The following is a 16,694-nucleotide window of genomic DNA, read 5'->3' as shown; positions in this document are numbered from 1 at the left end:
CACGCCTCTACAGTGGGGCCATGGCGAACGACCAGAGGGTCCGCGTCGGCGGCCGCGAGCTCACCGTGAGCAACCTGGACAAAGTGCTCTACCCGGCCACCGGCACCACAAAGGCCGATGCCATGCGCTACTACCAGGCGGTCGCCGACGTACTCGTCCCGCAGGTCAGAAGGCGCCCGGTGACCAGGAAGAGGTGGCCCGAAGGCGTCGATAAGCAAAGCTTCTTCCGCAAAGACCTCGAGGATTCCGCACCCGCGTGGGTGCCCACCGGCACCATCCAGCACACCACGAGCGTCAACGCGTATCCGCTTATCGACGGCTCCGCCACCCTCGCGTGGCTTTCCCAAGTCGCGGCACTCGAGCTGCACACCCCGCAGTGGCGCTTCGGCGCGGACGGCAAACCGCAAAACCCCGACCGGCTGGTGCTGGACCTCGACCCGGGCCCCGGCGTCGAATTACACGACACCGCCGAGGTGGCGCTGATGTGCCGCGAAATCCTCGAAGACATGGGACTGACCTGCGTGCCGGTGACCTCGGGGTCCAAAGGCATCCACCTGTACGCGGGCCTGGACGGCACCAGCGACGCCATTGCTGTGACCAACGTGGCCAAAACCCTTGCGCAGCACCTGCAGCGCGCGCACCCGGACAGCATCACCGCCGTCATGGCGAAGGCCGAGCGCAAGGGGCGCGTGTTCATCGACTGGAGCCAGAACAACGGGAAGAAAACCACCGTCAGCCCGTACTCGCTGCGCGGGCGCGAGCGCCCCACCGTGGCGGCGCCGCGCACGTGGGAGGAGATCGCGGACCCGGCGCTGCGGCAGCTGGAGCTCGACGAGGTCATCGCGCGGGTGGAGGACGGGCTCGACCCCATTGCGGCCCTCGGCGCGCCGGGGGAGGACCGGCTGGCCACGTACCGCGCCATGCGCGACAAAACCAAAACCGGCGAACCGGTGCCCGACGCCGCCCCGGCCCCGCGCGACGGCGAGCCGATCTTCGTCATCGGCGAGCACGACGCCTCCCACCTGCACTGGGATTTCCGCCTGGAGCACGACGGGGTGCTCGTCTCCTGGGCGGTGCCGAAGGGGCCACCGCTGGACACCGACGTCAACCGCCTCGCCGTGCAGACCGAGGACCACCCGATCGAATACGCCGAGTTCGAGGGCACCATCCCGAAGGGCCAGTACGGCGCGGGCACGGTGAAAATCTGGGACATCGGCACCTGCGAGATTGAAAAGTGGCGCGACCGCGAAATCATCGCCGTCCTCCGCGGACGCGACGGCGGCGGTTTGGGCGGCATCCCGCGCCGCTTCGCGCTGATCCGCACAGACGAGACAAACTGGCTGCTCAAGCTCACCCGCAGCCAGCCCAGCGCCGCGCCCGTGCTGGCGCCGATGCTGCCCACCGCCGCCACCCGCGGCGACATCACCCTCGAGCACAAAGACGGCGCCGAATTCGCCTACGAAATGAAGTGGGACGGCTACCGCATCCTCGCGGACGTCGGCGACGCGGTCCGCCTGCGCAGCCGCAGCGGCAAGGACTACACGCACCTCTTCCCTTACACCGACGAGCTCGCACGATTGCTTGTCGACGGCGGCCGCGTCGACGGCGAACTCGTCGCCCTCGACGAAGACGGCAGGCCAGACTTCTCCGCCCTGCACCACGCCGACCAACACGGCACTCACGACGCAAAGACAAACCTGCGCTACATGGTCTTCGACGTGCTGCGCCTTGCCGAGCGCGACTTCACAGGAACGCCTTGGCGGACCCGCCGCGAGTTGCTCGAACAGCTTCCGGAAACCGAGCATGTCGTCATCCCGCCCGCGTACACCGGCTCCTTCGACACCGCGTGGCGCGCCGCCGAGGAGCTCGGTCTGGAGGGCGTGGTGGCCAAGCGCACCGACGCCGCCTACGCGTCGGGGGAGCGGTCGCGGGCATGGCTGAAGGTCAAGCGCGCCCTGCACCAAGAGGTGGTGGTCGTCGGCGTGCGCACGGGTAAGCGCGGCATCGCATCGCTGCTGGTCGCCGTGCCGGACGACACCGGCGAGCTGCGCTACGCGGGGCGGGTCGGCACCGGTTTTTCCAACGCCCAGCTCGCCGAGATCGCCCGCAAGCTGCGCCGCGTCGAGCGGAAGACCCCGCCCATCGACGTCCCCGCCTCCGACGCGAAAGACGCCTGGTGGGTGACCCCGAAGTTCGTCGCCGAGGTGCAGCTCGCGGGATCAACAGCGGATAAAAAAGTGCGCCAGGCCTCCTGGCGGGGCTGGCGCGACGACAAAGACCCCAGCGAGGTGCGCTGGGAGGTCTGAGAGGAGCTATTCGTCCTCGTTGGTGGTGTCTTCCACCGTCTCCTCTGCGGTTTCGCCGTAGCCGAGCGCGGAGCCGGTGTCCTGCGCGAACTGGTCCTCATCGCGATCGACTGGTTTGTTCGGGCTGCCCTTGGTGGTGTAGCCGGGCTTTGCGGGATCGTTCTGCATCATTGTTCCTTTCGTTCGCGTGAGCGCCCCATGGTACGCGGGAGAAGCAGGTACCCTCGGCCCAATGTCGCCCGAGAACATCCTGTTGCGCCTGCTCGAGGCAGAGGAGCAGGCTGTCCGCGCGATCTACGCCGAGCTCGCCGAGCGCGGCTTTCCGCAGCAGCACCAGCGCCCGCACATCTCCGTCACTTTCGCGCCCGCCATGCACCGCCGCGCCATCGCCGCGGCGAGCGACCTTTTGCCGCCCGTGTTGCCTGCAGCTTTACGACGTTCCGGTGTCGCCATCTTCGGCACCAAGTCCAAACAGACCGTGGCCTGGCTGCTCGAGGCACCGGAGGATCTCGAGCGCGCGGCCCGTGCCGTCAGCGCCGCGAACCCGGAGGGCCGCGGCGAGCGCTGGATCCCGCACCTGACCATGGGGCTGCGCCTGCCTAAACGCATCGTGCCGGACTATATAGCCGCGCTGCAGGAGGTCACCTCCCCGCACTTCAAGGAGCTGACCGCGGAGCGGGCGGTGTTCTACCAGCCGAGTTTGGGCACTGAATTCGAGTTCTAGTCGTGGACGGGCGAAGCGCCGTCGATAGGCAATTGTGTGCCGGCGAGCGGATTGTCGCTCGCGGCGACGACGACGTTGCCGTAACCGCGGCCGGCGTATGTGACCGCGGTGTGGGCGAAGACCTGCTGTAGCCCGGCAAGCGTGGAGCGGGTGCGCGGCAGGCCGGCCACATCGCCGACGTTGGCCACGAACAACCCGCCCGGAGACAGCGCGCGGTGCGCCGCCCGGTAAAACTCCACCGTGGTCAGCGGGCGGGGAGTGTCGGGGCCGGCGAAGACGTCGCGCACGATCACGTCCACCGAGCCCGGCGCGAGCGCGTGGGTGAACGCGCGGGCTTCCACCACCGCGATTTCTACGGGCGGGTCGAACGCCTCGCGCACCAGGCGGGCTAACCCGCGGTCCAGCTCGACGGCGATGTTGCGGCTGTCCCACCGGTGCTGCACGTAGCTGGGCAGCGCGCAGCCGGCCGCGCCCAGGTGCACCGCGGCAAACGGCTCCGGCAGTTCAGCGGCCTCGATGAAGTCCGCGATCCACTCCATGTAGTCGTAGCTAAGCACCTCCGGCGCGCCGGGCACGACGTACGATGACGGCACCTGGTTGACCTCCAACACGTATGCGCCGTCGCGGTCCGGGTCCGCAACGATGGTGGCGGTGCCGGTGTCGATGGGGTAAGTGCCCTCGATGCGTTTCTTCGGCGCGCGCGGTTTCCGCCTCCGGTTGGACATGGGAGTATGCATACCTGTTGTGTGGCCGGTATCGCACCCGGAACCGCCGCTGGGGGTAGGCGGGGTTGGTAGAATCGTCATATGGTGTATTTGTCGCAGGACTATATCAGTGAGCTGCCGAAGTCGCACGCCTCGCTTTCAGAGGTCGACTTGAGCCCACTTCCTCGCGACCCCAACGAACTCTTCGCCCAGTGGTTCAAAGATGCGGTGGAACACAACGTGGGAGACCCCACGGCAGTCACTATAGCCACTGTGGACGAGAAATCCCGGCCTGATGCGCGCATCGTCGACATCATTTCTCTCGACGAGAAAGGCTTCCACTTCGGCACCGCGACCCGTACGGCCAAAGTTGAGCAGCTCGAAAAGACTGATTTGGCGTCGCTGGTATTTTGGTGGCAGCCGCTGCGACGGGCGGTGCGCGTGCGTGGCACAACGTCGCGCGATTTCGGCGGCGAGCGGCTCAACGTGTGGTGCGTCAAGCCTTATCATTTCGAGTTCACCTATATCTGGGACGACCGGATGCACTCAGATCGGGTGATTTACAACATCGATGAATTCGGTGAGTGGGAACGCATCCGCATCCAACTCTGAGGCCGCTAAAATGCTGTCCTAATCGTTCCAGGACTTTGTCCGCGCGAAGAAACACGCGGCGACGGCGCCGGCAGCGATGACGGCGCACGGCAGCCAGATCGAGTTGCCCATCGCCAGCGCGAACGGCTCGTGCAGCGCCTCCGGGAGCGGGCCCGTGGTCTGGCCAGTGTTGGCCATGTTGCCGGCGCCGGTGCCGTCGCCAAGCTTTGCGGCGAGCTGCGCCGACATCATCGCCGCGATCGCCGCCGAGCCGATCACCGCGCCGATCTGGCGGGTGGTGTTGTACACGCTCGAGCCGGCGCCGGCCAGGCGCGGGTCCAGGTTGCGGGTGGCGATCATGGACAGCGGGCCCCACATCAGGGAGTTGGCCACGCCGTAGACCACAGCGACGGCGTACATCCAGCGCGGGTCCACTGCCGGGGTGGTGATCAGCGCGGAGGCGCCCATGGACGCCGCCGCCAGGGTCAGGCCGGTGATCGCGAAGGGCTTCGGGTCGTGCGTGTTGGTCAGCTTGCCGACCCACGGCGACAGCAGCCCGGAGATCACGCCCGACGGCAGAACTAGCAGCGCCGCCTCGGTGGGGGTGAAGCCCTGCACCGTCTGCACGTAGATCATCCACGGGATGATGTAGGTGGAGATGGCAAAACCCACCGTGGAGATGGTGGCGCCGGCGAGCGAAAAGTTGCGGTCGCTGAACAGCGCCAACGGCACCAGCGCGCTGTCGCCCTGCCGGGCCTGCCAGCGGAAGAACAGCACCATCGTGGCCGCCCCGAAGAGCACCAGCGCCCACACGCGCCAGTCCCAGTTGAAGTTCTCCGCCTCCTGGATGCCAAAGACCAGGCAGAACATGCTCACGGAGCTCAAACCCACGCCCATCCAGTCGAAGTGCCGGTTCGTCCTCTCCAGGCGCGGCACGTAGATCCACGCCAGGATCAGCCCGAGCACACCGACGGGGACGTTGACGAAGAAGATCCAGGGCCAACCGGAGGCGTCGACAAGCACACCGCCCAACAGCGGACCCGTCACGGTGGCAAGCCCCGCCGTGGCGCCCCACACGCCCATCGCGCCGCCGCGCTCCTTCGGGGAGAACGTGCGGATCATCACCGACATGGTTTGCGGGGTGACCATCGCCCCGCCCAGGCCCTGGAACGCGCGCGCGGCGATGAGCGCGGCAGACGACGTCGCCAAGCCGCATGCAAGCGACGAGGCGGTGAACAGCGCCAGGCCGATCAGGTAGATGCTGCGGGGCCCGAAACGGTCGCCGAGGCGCCCGGTGATCAATAGCGGTACCGCGTACGCCAAAAGGTACGCGGAGTTGACCCAGATGACCTCGTTATAGGAGGCGCCGAGGCCTTCCGAGATGGCGGGAATCGCCACCGAAACGATGGTGGAATCCACCAAGATCATGAAAAAGCCCAGCATCATCGACCACAAGGCCGGCCACGGTGAGCGAGTTGAAGTTTCCTGCACCGGGGAGATGATACTGGGCTTTGTTGGGGCCTACCGGAAGGCCTAGATCGGCAGCATCTGCTGGATCGGCTCCGGCAGCATGTCCCGATACATCGGCAGCGTCACGGCACCGATGGCGCCGACGGTCGCCAGTACGCCCAGGATGATGCCGACGGTGCGCAGGGTGCCCAGCGCCTCGCTGTCCTCGGAGGACATGAACAGCTCCGGCTTGTCGTTGACCAGGTTGTCCTCGGCCTCCATGTCCGCAGTGGTCTCGGAGCCCTGCTTGACCACCGTGACCTCCGGTTCCTCGCGCACCTCGTCCGCGTCGATGCCGTAGACCTTGTCCAGCCCCTTCACGTTGAACTGGGTGGCGGTGTAGCGGCTGTTGTCGGAGGTCTTCCACTGCGAGACGACAATGTCCATGTCGTCCAGGTGCGAGCCCGGCACGATGTAGCCGCCGTAGGGCTGCGACCAGTTCAGCGGGGTCTGCTCGTTGTCCCAGGACCCGTTCCGCGCGATCTTGGCCACGCGCACGTTGTCCCAGTTGCGCCCCAGGGTCTCGGAGATGCGCACCTCGACGTCCTGCGAGTCCTCGTTGAACATGACCAGGACCCAGTGGCCGTCGATGTAGCGCAGGCACATCTCGCCAGCCTTCACGTTGTTCTTCAGGATCGGCTCGGCGTGGTTGGACCAGTCGTCGATCTGGGCGCTGTAGCCCTCCCAGTTGCCCGGTTTGTCAATGTCTTCCGGCTTGAAGCGCCACAGGTACACGGGCGATTCGCGGCCGAACTTGGTGGAGGTGGCGTAGATGTAGCCGTCCGGACCATTGTCCCAGCTGATCAGCTGCGTCATACCGCGCATGTGGTTGCCGGGGGTGGAGCTGATTTCCTTCCAGGTTTTGCCGCCGTCGTCGGACTTCCACACGTTGGAGGAGACGACGGTGCCGAAGGGGGCATGGAACGTGCCGTGCAGGTACAGCGTGCCGTCGACGTTGATCACGTCGGATGGGATCAGGGTGCTGTCGTTGATGCGGTGGTACGAGATCATGTCGCTGACCTCGGAGGTGTTGTCGATGGGGCGGAGGATCTTGATAAAGCCGTCCTCGTCCATCTTGGCCACCACGCCGACGGGGCTCATCCACCCTTGGCCGAAGTTGCCGCGGAAGGAGTCGCCGAAGATCATGGCGAACTCGCCGTTGCCCATCGGCGCCATTGCGCCCAGGTCGCCGGAGCGGAAACCGGTGTGGGCGGAGTATTTGCCCAGCACGTCGTCCATGACCTGGATGGTGGTGCCGTTGGGGAGACGCAGCGGCTTCGACGCGGTCTTCTTCGGCGGCTCCACGGGCACCCAGGGCTTCTTGTCGCGTTTCTTCTTCGCGGGGGTGCCGGAGGAGGAAGACAGGCTGGACACGCTCGACTCTGCGTGGGCCTGGGGCACTGCCACGGCGGACAGTGCGAGGGCGCTAGCCACACCAGCGCTGATGAGGATCTTCGGGGTTGTCTGGGTGCGCATGAGGCTCGCCTTTTCTACAGATGTTGGTTAGACATTTCAGAACCATCGAGCACTCTAGCACCTGAAACGGCGCTGAGGAGGCGTTCGGAAAAGCTCGGAAACGACACGTTGGTTTCCGGGCTGTGACCTGCGTTGCGTCTAGACCGCGTCGGTCTCCTGCGGGTCGTTATCCGCCTCCGCTTTGGTCTCGTGGCGGGTGCCGGGGGCGTGCTCCGGCGGGGCGTAGATGGAGTACAGCTTCGCCGGGGCGTCGGATTCGTTGACGAAGTTGTGCCACTTGCCGGCCGGCACGAACGCGGCCCAGTCGGCCTTGATCACTTCGTCTACTTCGAGGTTGTCCTCGGACGGGCCGATCTGCGCGCGCAGCTCGCCTTCTTCGAGGCGGAGGAACTGGTCGTGGTCGTCGTGGATTTCGGCGCCGATTTCGCCGCCGACCGGGATGGTCATCACGGTCAGCTGCAGGTTCTTGCCGGTCCACAGCGTGTCGCGGAACGCCTCGTTGTCCAGCGTCGCCTTCTCAATGTCCACCACAAACGGGTTCGGTCCCTGGTCGGCCATCATGCCTCCTCGGTTGTCGGAAGTTGTGCACACCTCAGCCTAGGAGCTTTTGCTTATCGACGGTGGCGTCCGCCCCGCCGACGCTTCCTATTTTTCCTCCTGAGCTGGACTTTCTCCACCTCGGTGAGGTAGCCGTCCCGGGTGTTTTGCGCAGCCACGGCGGTCGGCTCCGGCCGCCTCGGGGATTCGGCTTCGGCGGGCTCGTCGACGCGGCCGAACATCTCTGTCGGCGCGGAGAGTTCTTCGGGACGCGCACCGCCGCCCAGCGAAACGTAGCGGGCCGTGTGCTTCGGCTTGACCTCGTCGACCGGGTCGGTGGCGAAGTCGCGCTCCACGGTCACGGCCCAGCCGCCGCCGGGGAACTCGATGAGCTGCCACGGCTCCGGGCGCCGCTGCGGCGCGGCACTCAAGGCGGGGATCTGCTCGGTGCCCTCGTCTGGGCTGGCAGCGTCGAGGGCGGCCATGCCGTCCAAGACCACCGCGCGCGCCCAGAGTCCGCCGTTGGGGAACTGTGACAGCCACGCGAGCACGGCCTCGCCGTCGGGCTCGGCGATGGCGCCGAGGACTCGGCCGTCGAGGGTGGCCAGCGGAGTGCCGTCGATAGGCACAAGCCCCACGAACCACTGGCCGGGGGAGCGGGCGGAAAGTTCGGCGGCCTCGAATTCGCCGACGGAGGTGTCGATGACCAGCATGTCTCCCGGCAGCAGCACCGCAGCTTCTTCGGGCGCGTTGTTGCGCGGCACCGCGAGCTGCGGCTCCGGCAGGACCACGTGCACGTCGAAACGCCCCGTGTCCTTATTCAGGTTGACCGCGGCCACCGTGGCGGGCTGCAGAAACGACGAGTGGACGCGCTCCACCTCGTCGAAGTGGGCGCGCCACTCGGGCGCGACCTCGCCGAGCACGGGACCAGGCAGCTCGCCGCCGCTGCGACGGCGCACCCGCCACGAGCGGTTCAGCGGGTTCGCCTCCAACACCACATCGACGTACGTGGTGCCCTTGCGGCCCGCAAAATCGGAGAAGAGGGCGGCCTGCGAGACGTGGTCCACCGGGACTTCCACGCCGGCACCCCACGTCGACGGGGCGAGAGAGTACTGCTTGGCTGCCATGGACAAAATTGTAGGCAGGAGCTAGCGCAGCTTCTTCACCAGCTGCACCACGCCCAGCACAATGAAACCGACGACAAGGCCCGCCACCAGGGAAACGCCGGTCTCCACCAGCCAGCCCAGCGCGCCGCCGCCGACGGCCTCCTGGCCCATGGCGATGACGTCGTGCGGCCAGTGCCAGCCGAAGACCTCGTCGAAGCCACGGATGAGCAGGTGGCCGCCCACCCACAGCATTGCCACGGTGCCGATGATGCCGATGGCGTTGAGCACGTACGGCATGCCCTTGACCAGCGCGCGGCCGGTCTTCGGGGCGTTGCCGCGCTTGATCATGCCGTGGCCGATGTCGTCGATCTTGACCAAAAGCGCCACTGCACCGTAGACGGCGATGGTGATGAAGATCGCCACCGCGATCAGCACGGCGGCTTCCATCCACACCGACTGATCCTTGACCTCATCGAGGGAGATGAACATGATCTCCGTGGACAGGATCAGGTCCGTGCGGATAGCACTGTTGACCAGCGCGTCTTCGTCCTGGTCGGACTTGTTGGCCGCCTTCTCGGCTTCCTCGTCGTCGTTGGAGGACAGCTTGTGCGCGATCTTCTCCGCACCCTCGAACGCGAGGTAGGTGCCACCGAGCATGAGAATCGGGGTCAGCGCCCACGGCGCGAACGCGTTGAGCAGCAGCGCGACCGGCAAAATGAAGACCAGCTTGTTGCGCAGCGAACCCTTGGTGATGCGCCAGATCATCGGCAGCTCGCGCGCCGGCGTCACGCCTTCGACGTACTGCGGGGCCACCGCGGCATCGTCGATGACCACGCCGGCGGCCTTCGAAGACGTCTTTGCGGTCATGCCGGCAACGTCGTCGATGCTTGCGGCGGCTTGGCGGGCGATCAGGGCGACGTCGTCGAGCAGGGCGAGTAGGCCACCGGCCATGTGGGGGTTCTCCTCGGGAGGTGGGGAAAAGTAACTTGGCCAGTATACGGAAACAGGTGTAACCGGCCTCGCGGCGTGGGGTAAGGATTGCCTAACCTCTGTTAGGGTGGTGGCATGCAGACATCACAGGCCAACGTGAAAACAGCCCGTCCCGAGCGCTACGGCAAACAGCTCGCTTCCCACTTCAGCAGGAAAGTTGAGGCGACGTGGGACGACGCCGCACGCGAAGGCGCGATTACATTCCCCGCGCCAGAAGGTGCTGGGGAGGGCACCACGTGCAGCCTCGCTGCGGGGGAGGAGGTGCTGCACATGCGTATCGACGGCACCGCCGACGCGGTCGAGCAGATCGGGCGCGTCGTGGGCACCCACCTCGTGCGCTTCGGTGCACGGGACGGGCTTGTCGTGCAGTGGCAACGCGGCGACGGGCCTGGGCAAAGCTTCACAGCCTCCGAGCCGGAGCCGCCCAGCCAATGATGTAATATCTTTGCGACAACTGAATGGCCCACACGGGTGCTGCCGCGTAACAACGCGGTGGCTGAGACGTCGAGGATGTTCGGCGAACCGTAGAACCTGATCCGGGTAATGCCGGCGCGAGGAAGGAAGATTATGACGAAGAATTATTCGTGGCGTGTCATCGACATCGTCACCGCCGCGGTCCTCGGCGTGGCCTGCGGCCTGCTGTTTTGGGTGTGGAACAGCATTGGCGCCGCAGGGTTTAAGGCGCTCGACGCCCTGACTCCGGGCCTGGGCGGTCTGGTTACCGGCATCTGGTTCACTGGCGGTGTGCTCGGTGGCCTGATCATTCGCAAGCCGGGCGCGGCGCTGTTCGTCGAAGTCGTCGCAGCCTCTGTCTCCGCGGTGCTGGGCAGCCAGTGGGGCCCGGAGACGCTGTACTCCGGCCTCGCGCAGGGTCTGGGCGCGGAGCTGATTTTCTTGATCTTTGCCTACCGTCGTTTCGGCCTGTCCACGGCGGTGCTTTCCGGTATCGGCGCTGGTGTCGGCGCGTTCATCCTGGAGCTGTTCCTCACGCCGAACCTCGCGATGAGCCTGCAGTTCAACCTCATCTACCTGACCTGCCTGATCATCTCCGGTGCGGTCCTCGCCGGCGTAGTGGCCTACTACCTGGTCAAGGCGCTGGCGCAGACCGGCGCGCTGGACCGCTTCGGCGCAGGCCGCGAGCGCTTCAACAACGCCGCGTAAATGTCGCCGGCCATCCAGGCACGCGGGCTGACCTACCAGCACGCCACGCGCCCGCAGCCCGCGTTTTCCAACGTCGACCTCGACGTCGCGCGCGGGGAGCGGGTGCTCATCACCGGCGATTCGGGCTCGGGCAAGTCCACGCTGCTTGCGGTCATCGCGAAGCTTATCGACGACTCCGAGGACGGCAGCCGCGCCGGCACCTTAGACGTGAACGGGATCGTCGGCATGGTGCTGCAGGACCCGGAATCACAGACAATCCTGTCGCGGGTGGGCGACGACGTCGCCTTCGGCGCCGAGAACCTCGGTGTGCCGCGAGAGGAGATCTGGCCGCGGGTACGGAGCGCCCTCGACGCAGTGGGTCTCGACGTCCCCCTGGATCACCGCACCGCGCACCTGTCCGGCGGGCAGAAGCAGCGCCTGGCGCTGGCGGGCGTAATCGCGATGGGCGCGGACATCCTCATCCTGGACGAACCCACCGCCAACTTGGATCCGCGCGGGCGCGACGAGGTCATCGCCGCGGTGGACCACGTCTGCCAGCTCACCGGCGCCACCTTGATTGTGGTGGAGCACCGCCCGAAGCACTGGGCGCACGTGGTGGACTCCTACTACCGCCTGGACCAGACCGGACTTTCCCGCATCAGCGCGGACGAGCTGCCGGACGCGCCTGAGCTGCCGCCTGCGAAAAGGGTGCCGGCGGGGGTGCCTTCAGCCGTCGCAACGCAGGAGGTGCTCACGCGTTTCGGGCCGCCGCGCACCATGCGCGCGCCGGAGGGGTACTCCACCGTGATCACCGGCGAGAACGGCTCCGGCAAGACCACGCTGGTGCAGGTGCTGGCGGGGCTGACCCCGCCAGAGCGCGGCCAGGTGGAGTACTCGGAGACCATCCGGCAGGGGCTGACTGCACCGTCGATCAAGTGGTCGTCGAAGGATCTGGCCAACCGCATCGGCTACGTGTTCCAGGAGCCGGAGCACCAGTTCGTCACCGCCACCGTGCGCGAGGAGATGGCGCTGTCCGGCGCGCCGCAGGAGCGCATCGACGACCTGTTGCAGCGCCTGCGCCTGGAACACCTGGTCAACGCCAACCCGTTCACCCTCTCCGGCGGCGAGAAGCGGCGCCTGTCGGTGGCCACCGCGCTGGTCAACGCCCCGCAGCTTTTGATCTTGGACGAGCCCACGTTCGGCCAGGACGACCGCACCTTCGTTGAGCTCGTCGGCCTGATCCGCGAATTGACGGAGCAGGGCGTGACCGTCATGTCCATCACCCACGACGAGGCGTTCATCGCCTCGCTGGGCGACCACATCGTAGAGATCGTCGCCGGAGGTGACCGATGAACCTGCTGCGCGACATCAACCCCGTCACCCGCATCCTCGGCCTGGTGCTTTTGACCACGCCGCTGATGTTCACCATCGACTGGGTCTCCGCCACCTGCGTGCTCGCGTTCACGCTGCTTATGGTGCCTATGTGCGGGATGGGCTACGGCCGCTTTTTCAAGCGCGCGCTGCCGATCCTGTTCATCGCGCCGCTGGCGGGCATCCCGATGGCGCTCTACGGCCAGGCGGGCGGGGAGACGTACCTAGAGTGGGGGCTGGTGCACGTCACCGAGCTGTCGGTTTCGCTGGCGTGGGCGGTGATCTTGCGCGTGCTCGCGATTGCGCTGCCGGTGGTACTGCTGTCTGCCGACGTGGACCCCACCGACCTCGGCGACGGGCTCGCGCAGGTGCTGCACCTGCCGGAACGCTTTGTCATCGGCACCGTCGCAGCGCTTCGCATGCTCACCCTGCTTCGCGACGACCTCGACGCCATGCGCCGCTCCCGCCGCGCCCGCGGAATCGCCGACCAGGGCAAAATCAAATACTGGTTCTCGCTGTCGTTCGGCCTGTTGGTGATGTCGCTGCGCCGCGCCGGCAAGCTCGCCACCGCCATGGAAGCGCGCGGCTTCGGCGGGCCGAACAAGCGCTCCTGGGCGCGCGAATCCAAGCTGCACTCCCGCGACTGGGCGGTCATGGCCGCCTGCCTGGCCGTCGCGCTCGCCGCGCTCGCGCTCGCGTGGGCGACCGGCTACCTGCGCCCGGTGTGGGCGGTGCGATGACGTATACGCTGCTTATCGACGGCCTCTCGGGCTCCGGCAAAACCACCCTCGCCAACCACATCGGCTCCGTACTGGGCATCCAGGTGGTGCACCTGGACGATTTCTACCCCGGCTGGGGTGGGCTTGCCGAGGGCGCCCGCATGGTCGCCGACGACGTCCTCGACCCTGTCGCACCCGGGTTCTGGCGCTGGGACTGGGAACACAACCGGCGCGCGGAGTGGGTGCCGCTCGTGCCCGGCGCGGACCTCGTGGTGGAGGGGGTAGGGGCGGTGACGGAGGCGTCGATAAGCAAGGCGAAAGCGCGCGGGGACGTGGACACGCTGAGGGTTGTCGCGGCCGAAGAGATGCGAAAAGCCCGGGCCCTGAAGCGGGACCCGGGCTACGCACCCTGGTGGGACATGTGGGCCGAGCAGGAAAAACTCCTGCCCGCACTCCCGGTGGACGTGGAGGTTAGGAGGGGGTGACCTCCTCCGGTGTGTACACCGTGCGCACACGCGCGCGCTCCGCGTCCGGATCCGGGATCGGGATCGCCGACAGCAGCGCCTTGGTGTAAGGGTGCTGGGGGTTGTCGAAGACGTCGTCGGTTTCGCCGAACTCCACGAAGTCGCCCTTGTACATCACCGCCACGCGGTCCGACAGGTGGCGCACCACCGACAGGTCGTGGGCCACGAACAGGTAGGACAAGCCGAGTTTGCGCTTGAGCGAATCCAACAGGTTGATCACGCCCGCCTGGATGGACACGTCAAGCGCAGAGACCGGCTCGTCCAGCACGATCACCGACGGGTTCGTCGCAAGGGCGCGGGCGAGGCCGATGCGCTGGCGCTGGCCACCCGAGAAGTGGCCGGGGAAGCGGTCGATCTGCTTCGCGTCCAGCCCCACGGTGCGCATCAGCTCGGAGATGCGGGCGTCCTTGTCGCCCTCGTAGCCGAGTGCGTCCAGCGGCTCCTGGATGATTTCCTTCACCGTCATGCGCGGGTTCAGCGAGCTCATCGGGTCCTGGAAGACCATCTGGATGTTCTTGCGGGCCTCGCGGCGCTGCGCGGTGTTCATCTTTGCCGCGTCCTGGCCGCAGATGACAATGCGCGAATCCGGCTCCGGCTCGAGGTTCATAATCTCCATCAGCGTGGTGGTCTTGCCCGAGCCCGACTCTCCCACGATGGCCATGCACTCGCCGGCGCGCACGTCGAAGGAGAGGTTCTTCACGGCCTCCACGGTGCCGATGCGGCGCTTGACCAACGCGCCTTTTGTCAGCGGGAAGGCGCGGTAGAGGTTCTCTACCTCGAGCGTGATTTCGCGGTCCTCGCGAGGTATGCCCGCGTACTTGTTCTCCGGCAGTTTCGGAGCGGGGAAGAGCGGCTTGCCGTCGATTTTGCCCTCCACGATCTCATCGCGGCGGATGCAGGCGACCAGGTGCTCATCGTCGTCGCCCTTGTCCGGGACCAGGGCCGGCTCCTTGGCCAAGCACTCGTCTACGGCGATGGGGCAGCGGGGGGCGAACTGGCAGCGGTCCGCGACGTCGATAAGCATTGGCGGGTTGCCGTCGATGTACGTCAGCGGCTCGGTGGACGGCTGGTCCACGCGCGGGGTGGAGCCCAACAGGCCCACGGAGTACGGCATTTTCGGGTTGCCAAACAGCTCGTGCACCTCGGCGCGCTCCACCGGGCGGCCGCCGTACATCACTAGCACGTCGTCCGCGGTGCCGGCGACGACACCCATGTCGTGGGTGATCATGATGCAGGCGGCGCCGGTTTCGCGCTGGGCCTTCTTGATCACCTCGAGGATCTGCGCCTGGATGGTCACGTCGAGCGCGGTGGTGGGCTCGTCGGCGATGAGCACCTTCGGGTTGTTCGCGATCGCAATCGCGATGACGACGCGCTGGCGCATGCCGCCGGAAAACTCGTGCGGGAAGGAGCGCAAGCGCTTCTTCGGCTCCGGGATGCCCACCAGATCCAGCAGCTCCGCGGCGCGGTCCATCGCCTTGGACTTGGGGATGCTGTTGTGCGCCTGGATGGCCTCCACCAGCTGGGTGCCGATGTCGTAGACCGGGGTCAGTGCGGACAGCGGGTCCTGGAAGATCATGCCGATGCCGTTGCCGCGGATCTTGGACATCGCGTTATCGGATTTACCCAGCAGCTCGTCGCCGGCGAACCTCACGGAGCCGGTGACCTTCGCGTACTCGGGCAAAAGCCCCATCACCGCGAGCGAGGTGACGGACTTGCCGGAGCCGGACTCGCCCACGATGCCGAGGGTGCGGCCGGGGTAGAGGTCGAAGTCCACGCCGCGCACCGCCCGGACCACGCCCGCCTCCGAGGGGAAGGAGACGTGGAGGTCGCGCACCGAAAGCACCGGGTCGCCGGTAGGCGCCGGGGCAGCGCCGCCGAAGCCTGCGCCGCCGGGGTTGTGGATGCTGGTTGTCATGCTGCGGAACCTCCGGAGTTCGAGTTCGGGTCGAGCGCGTCACGCAGGCCATCTGCGATAAACGCCATGGACACGGTGAGCAGGGTCAGGATCAGCGCCGGGAAGTAGAACTGCCACGGGGCGGTGATCAGCGTCGACGTGCCCGTCTGCAAAAGCGTGCCCAGGGACACGTCGGGAAGCTTCACGCCAAGGCCGAGGAAGGACAGCGCGGTCTCCGACATGATGGTGGAGACGATGCCCAGCATCAGCTGGATGATCAGCAGCGATGCGACGTTCGGGATGACGTGGCGCACGATCGTCTGCGGGCGGGAGACGCCCATGAACTTCGCGGCGCGCACGTAGTCGTTCTCGCGGATGGACAGCGACAGCGACCAGATCACACGCGCCGAGTACATCCAGCCGAATGCGATGAGCACGACGGTGAGCACCTTCCAATCGCCGCCCGAGCCGGAGACCAGCAGGGCGATGATGAGGAAGGTCGGCACAGCCAGCAGGAAGTGGATGACGGCCAGGATGACCTTTTCCACCCTGCCGCCGTAAAGCGCCGCGCCTGCGCCGATGAGTGCGGAGATGATCGTGGTGGCAATGGACGCCGGCACCGCAATCGTCAGCGAGCGGCCCAGGCCGTGGACCACTTGGGCGAACAGGTCGTTGCCGGAATCTGTCGTGCCGAACCAGTGCTCTGACGACGGTGGCACGGACAGGTTCAAAAAGTCCGGGTCCTGGTAGTTCCACGGGGTGAGGAACTTGCCGAAGACGGCGAGTAAGACCAACAGGAAGAAAATGATCAGGCCGAGGACCGCAGCCTTGTTGCGCATGAAGCGGCGGAAGTAGATCTTGGATTTCCGCGTCGCGCGCATCGTCCGCTGGTCGTCGATGCTGTTGCCCTGCTTCGGGGCGGGCGGAGGAGTGTCGCGCTCCTCGCTTCGCACACCATCAGCCTGGCGGCCGGTCTCGGAGATGGCGGTGAGGTCGTTGAGCGGCATGTTCGCGTGCATGCCCAGGCTGGTCGAGCTGTGCGCGCGGGGATCTTTCAGTTTGCGGGATACGCCGCGGGAGGTATTCGGTGCCATTTCGGTGCT

Annotated in this window: 17 protein-coding genes and 1 riboswitch; of the genes, 8 read left to right on the top strand and 9 right to left on the bottom strand. The window is 66.6% G+C overall.

All coding sequences use genetic code 11. The annotated features are described in order from the left end of the window. Positions 1-20: 20 nt before the first annotated feature. Positions 21-2,306 carry an ATP-dependent DNA ligase gene (locus MHY23_RS00885; RefSeq protein ID WP_239306023.1) on the top strand — a complete coding sequence of 762 codons (2,286 nt, stop codon included), beginning with the start codon at positions 21-23 and terminating at the stop codon, positions 2,304-2,306. A 6-nt stretch (positions 2,307-2,312) separates the two neighbouring features. On the opposite strand, the gene MHY23_RS00880 is transcribed toward MHY23_RS00885, so the two are convergent. Continuing rightward, entirely contained in the window at positions 2,313-2,477 is a 165-nt protein-coding gene (locus MHY23_RS00880; RefSeq protein ID WP_239306022.1) for a hypothetical protein, read from the bottom strand. 61 nt (positions 2,478-2,538) lie between these two features. On the opposite strand from MHY23_RS00880, the gene MHY23_RS00875 reads away from it, so the two are divergent. Beyond that, a complete protein-coding gene (locus tag MHY23_RS00875) occupies positions 2,539-3,030 on the top strand; it encodes a 2'-5' RNA ligase family protein (protein WP_239306021.1) in 492 nt (163 codons plus the stop codon). On the opposite strand, the gene MHY23_RS00870 is transcribed toward MHY23_RS00875, so the two are convergent. Further along, entirely contained in the window at positions 3,027-3,767 is a 741-nt protein-coding gene (locus MHY23_RS00870; RefSeq protein ID WP_239306020.1) for a spermidine synthase, read from the bottom strand. The genes MHY23_RS00875 and MHY23_RS00870 overlap by 4 nt on opposite strands. Before the next feature lie 69 nt (positions 3,768-3,836). Between MHY23_RS00870 and MHY23_RS00865 the strand changes: the two genes are divergently transcribed. After that, positions 3,837-4,346 (top strand): pyridoxamine 5'-phosphate oxidase family protein, encoded by a 510-nt coding sequence (locus MHY23_RS00865; protein WP_181888147.1) that lies wholly within the window; start codon positions 3,837-3,839, stop codon positions 4,344-4,346. 18 nt (positions 4,347-4,364) lie between these two features. On the opposite strand, the gene MHY23_RS00860 is transcribed toward MHY23_RS00865, so the two are convergent. From MHY23_RS00860 to MHY23_RS00840, 5 genes are all read right to left on the bottom strand, one after another. Then, on the bottom strand, positions 4,365-5,816 hold the full coding sequence (locus MHY23_RS00860) for a DHA2 family efflux MFS transporter permease subunit (protein WP_311389515.1): 1,452 nt from the start codon (positions 5,814-5,816) through the stop codon (positions 4,365-4,367). A gap of 42 nt (positions 5,817-5,858) precedes the next feature. Beyond that, positions 5,859-7,310: a DUF4185 domain-containing protein gene (locus MHY23_RS00855; RefSeq protein WP_181888148.1), complete on the bottom strand. Its 1,452-nt coding sequence runs from the start codon at positions 7,308-7,310 to the stop codon at positions 5,859-5,861. Positions 7,311-7,448: 138 nt separating this feature from the next. Continuing rightward, on the bottom strand, positions 7,449-7,868 hold the full coding sequence (locus tag MHY23_RS00850) for a cupin domain-containing protein (RefSeq protein ID WP_181888149.1): 420 nt from the start codon (positions 7,866-7,868) through the stop codon (positions 7,449-7,451). Positions 7,869-7,921: 53 nt separating this feature from the next. Next, the gene (locus MHY23_RS00845; protein WP_239306019.1) at positions 7,922-8,974 is read right to left on the bottom strand and encodes a hypothetical protein; all 1,053 of its coding nucleotides are present in this window, start codon (positions 8,972-8,974) and stop codon (positions 7,922-7,924) included. A 21-nt stretch (positions 8,975-8,995) separates the two neighbouring features. Continuing rightward, positions 8,996-9,904, bottom strand: a complete 909-nt coding sequence (locus MHY23_RS00840; RefSeq protein WP_239306018.1) for a DUF808 domain-containing protein — start codon at positions 9,902-9,904, stop codon at positions 8,996-8,998. Positions 9,905-10,018: 114 nt separating this feature from the next. Between MHY23_RS00840 and MHY23_RS00835 the strand changes: the two genes are divergently transcribed. From MHY23_RS00835 to MHY23_RS00815, 5 genes are all read left to right on the top strand, one after another. After that, positions 10,019-10,378: a DUF2218 domain-containing protein gene (locus tag MHY23_RS00835; protein ID WP_239306017.1), complete on the top strand. Its 360-nt coding sequence runs from the start codon at positions 10,019-10,021 to the stop codon at positions 10,376-10,378. Positions 10,379-10,400: 22 nt separating this feature from the next. Then, positions 10,401-10,519: riboswitch (TPP riboswitch) on the top strand. Continuing rightward, positions 10,511-11,104, top strand: a complete 594-nt coding sequence (locus tag MHY23_RS00830; protein WP_239306016.1) for an ECF transporter S component — start codon at positions 10,511-10,513, stop codon at positions 11,102-11,104. It overlaps the preceding riboswitch by 9 nt. Then, on the top strand, positions 11,105-12,436 hold the full coding sequence (locus MHY23_RS00825) for an ABC transporter ATP-binding protein (protein ID WP_239306015.1): 1,332 nt from the start codon (positions 11,105-11,107) through the stop codon (positions 12,434-12,436). It begins immediately after the preceding gene. Continuing rightward, positions 12,433-13,194 (top strand): energy-coupling factor transporter transmembrane protein EcfT, encoded by a 762-nt coding sequence (locus MHY23_RS00820; protein WP_239306014.1) that lies wholly within the window; start codon positions 12,433-12,435, stop codon positions 13,192-13,194. The genes MHY23_RS00825 and MHY23_RS00820 overlap by 4 nt, the downstream gene beginning before the upstream one ends. Continuing rightward, positions 13,191-13,658 (top strand): hypothetical protein, encoded by a 468-nt coding sequence (locus MHY23_RS00815; RefSeq protein WP_239306013.1) that lies wholly within the window; start codon positions 13,191-13,193, stop codon positions 13,656-13,658. The genes MHY23_RS00820 and MHY23_RS00815 overlap by 4 nt, the downstream gene beginning before the upstream one ends. Here the strand turns inward: MHY23_RS00815 and MHY23_RS00810 are convergent. Together MHY23_RS00810 and MHY23_RS00805 are read right to left on the bottom strand one after the other, a co-directional pair. Continuing rightward, positions 13,645-15,612, bottom strand: coding sequence for an ABC transporter ATP-binding protein (locus MHY23_RS00810; RefSeq protein WP_239306012.1), 1,968 nt, complete (start codon positions 15,610-15,612; stop codon positions 13,645-13,647). The genes MHY23_RS00815 and MHY23_RS00810 overlap by 14 nt on opposite strands. After that, positions 15,609-16,685: an ABC transporter permease gene (locus MHY23_RS00805; RefSeq protein ID WP_239306011.1), complete on the bottom strand. Its 1,077-nt coding sequence runs from the start codon at positions 16,683-16,685 to the stop codon at positions 15,609-15,611. The genes MHY23_RS00810 and MHY23_RS00805 overlap by 4 nt, the downstream gene beginning before the upstream one ends. Between the last annotated feature and the right edge of the window lie 9 nt (positions 16,686-16,694).

Origin of the sequence: Corynebacterium sp. ACRQP, from assembly GCF_022345915.1 — a bacterium.
GTDB lineage: Bacteria > Actinomycetota > Actinomycetes > Mycobacteriales > Mycobacteriaceae > Corynebacterium > Corynebacterium lehmanniae.
Note: the sequence above shows the minus strand (reverse complement) of the source record. Positions and strands in the feature narration are given on the sequence as shown.

Coding starts and splice junctions, on each gene's coding strand:
- MHY23_RS00880 (WP_239306022.1), bottom strand. CDS start 2,477: ATGATGCAGAACGATCCCGCAAAGCCCGGCTACACCACCAAGGGCAGC.
- MHY23_RS00820 (WP_239306014.1), top strand. CDS start 12,433: ATGAACCTGCTGCGCGACATCAACCCCGTCACCCGCATCCTCGGCCTG.
- MHY23_RS00830 (WP_239306016.1), top strand. CDS start 10,511: ATGACGAAGAATTATTCGTGGCGTGTCATCGACATCGTCACCGCCGCG.
- MHY23_RS00840 (WP_239306018.1), bottom strand. CDS start 9,904: ATGGCCGGTGGCCTACTCGCCCTGCTCGACGACGTCGCCCTGATCGCC.
- MHY23_RS00815 (WP_239306013.1), top strand. CDS start 13,191: ATGACGTATACGCTGCTTATCGACGGCCTCTCGGGCTCCGGCAAAACC.
- MHY23_RS00870 (WP_239306020.1), bottom strand. CDS start 3,767: ATGCATACTCCCATGTCCAACCGGAGGCGGAAACCGCGCGCGCCGAAG.
- MHY23_RS00810 (WP_239306012.1), bottom strand. CDS start 15,612: ATGACAACCAGCATCCACAACCCCGGCGGCGCAGGCTTCGGCGGCGCT.
- MHY23_RS00850 (WP_181888149.1), bottom strand. CDS start 7,868: ATGGCCGACCAGGGACCGAACCCGTTTGTGGTGGACATTGAGAAGGCG.
- MHY23_RS00865 (WP_181888147.1), top strand. CDS start 3,837: ATGGTGTATTTGTCGCAGGACTATATCAGTGAGCTGCCGAAGTCGCAC.
- MHY23_RS00875 (WP_239306021.1), top strand. CDS start 2,539: ATGTCGCCCGAGAACATCCTGTTGCGCCTGCTCGAGGCAGAGGAGCAG.
- MHY23_RS00825 (WP_239306015.1), top strand. CDS start 11,105: ATGTCGCCGGCCATCCAGGCACGCGGGCTGACCTACCAGCACGCCACG.
- MHY23_RS00805 (WP_239306011.1), bottom strand. CDS start 16,685: ATGGCACCGAATACCTCCCGCGGCGTATCCCGCAAACTGAAAGATCCC.
- MHY23_RS00845 (WP_239306019.1), bottom strand. CDS start 8,974: ATGGCAGCCAAGCAGTACTCTCTCGCCCCGTCGACGTGGGGTGCCGGC.
- MHY23_RS00835 (WP_239306017.1), top strand. CDS start 10,019: ATGCAGACATCACAGGCCAACGTGAAAACAGCCCGTCCCGAGCGCTAC.
- MHY23_RS00885 (WP_239306023.1), top strand. CDS start 21: ATGGCGAACGACCAGAGGGTCCGCGTCGGCGGCCGCGAGCTCACCGTG.
- MHY23_RS00855 (WP_181888148.1), bottom strand. CDS start 7,310: ATGCGCACCCAGACAACCCCGAAGATCCTCATCAGCGCTGGTGTGGCT.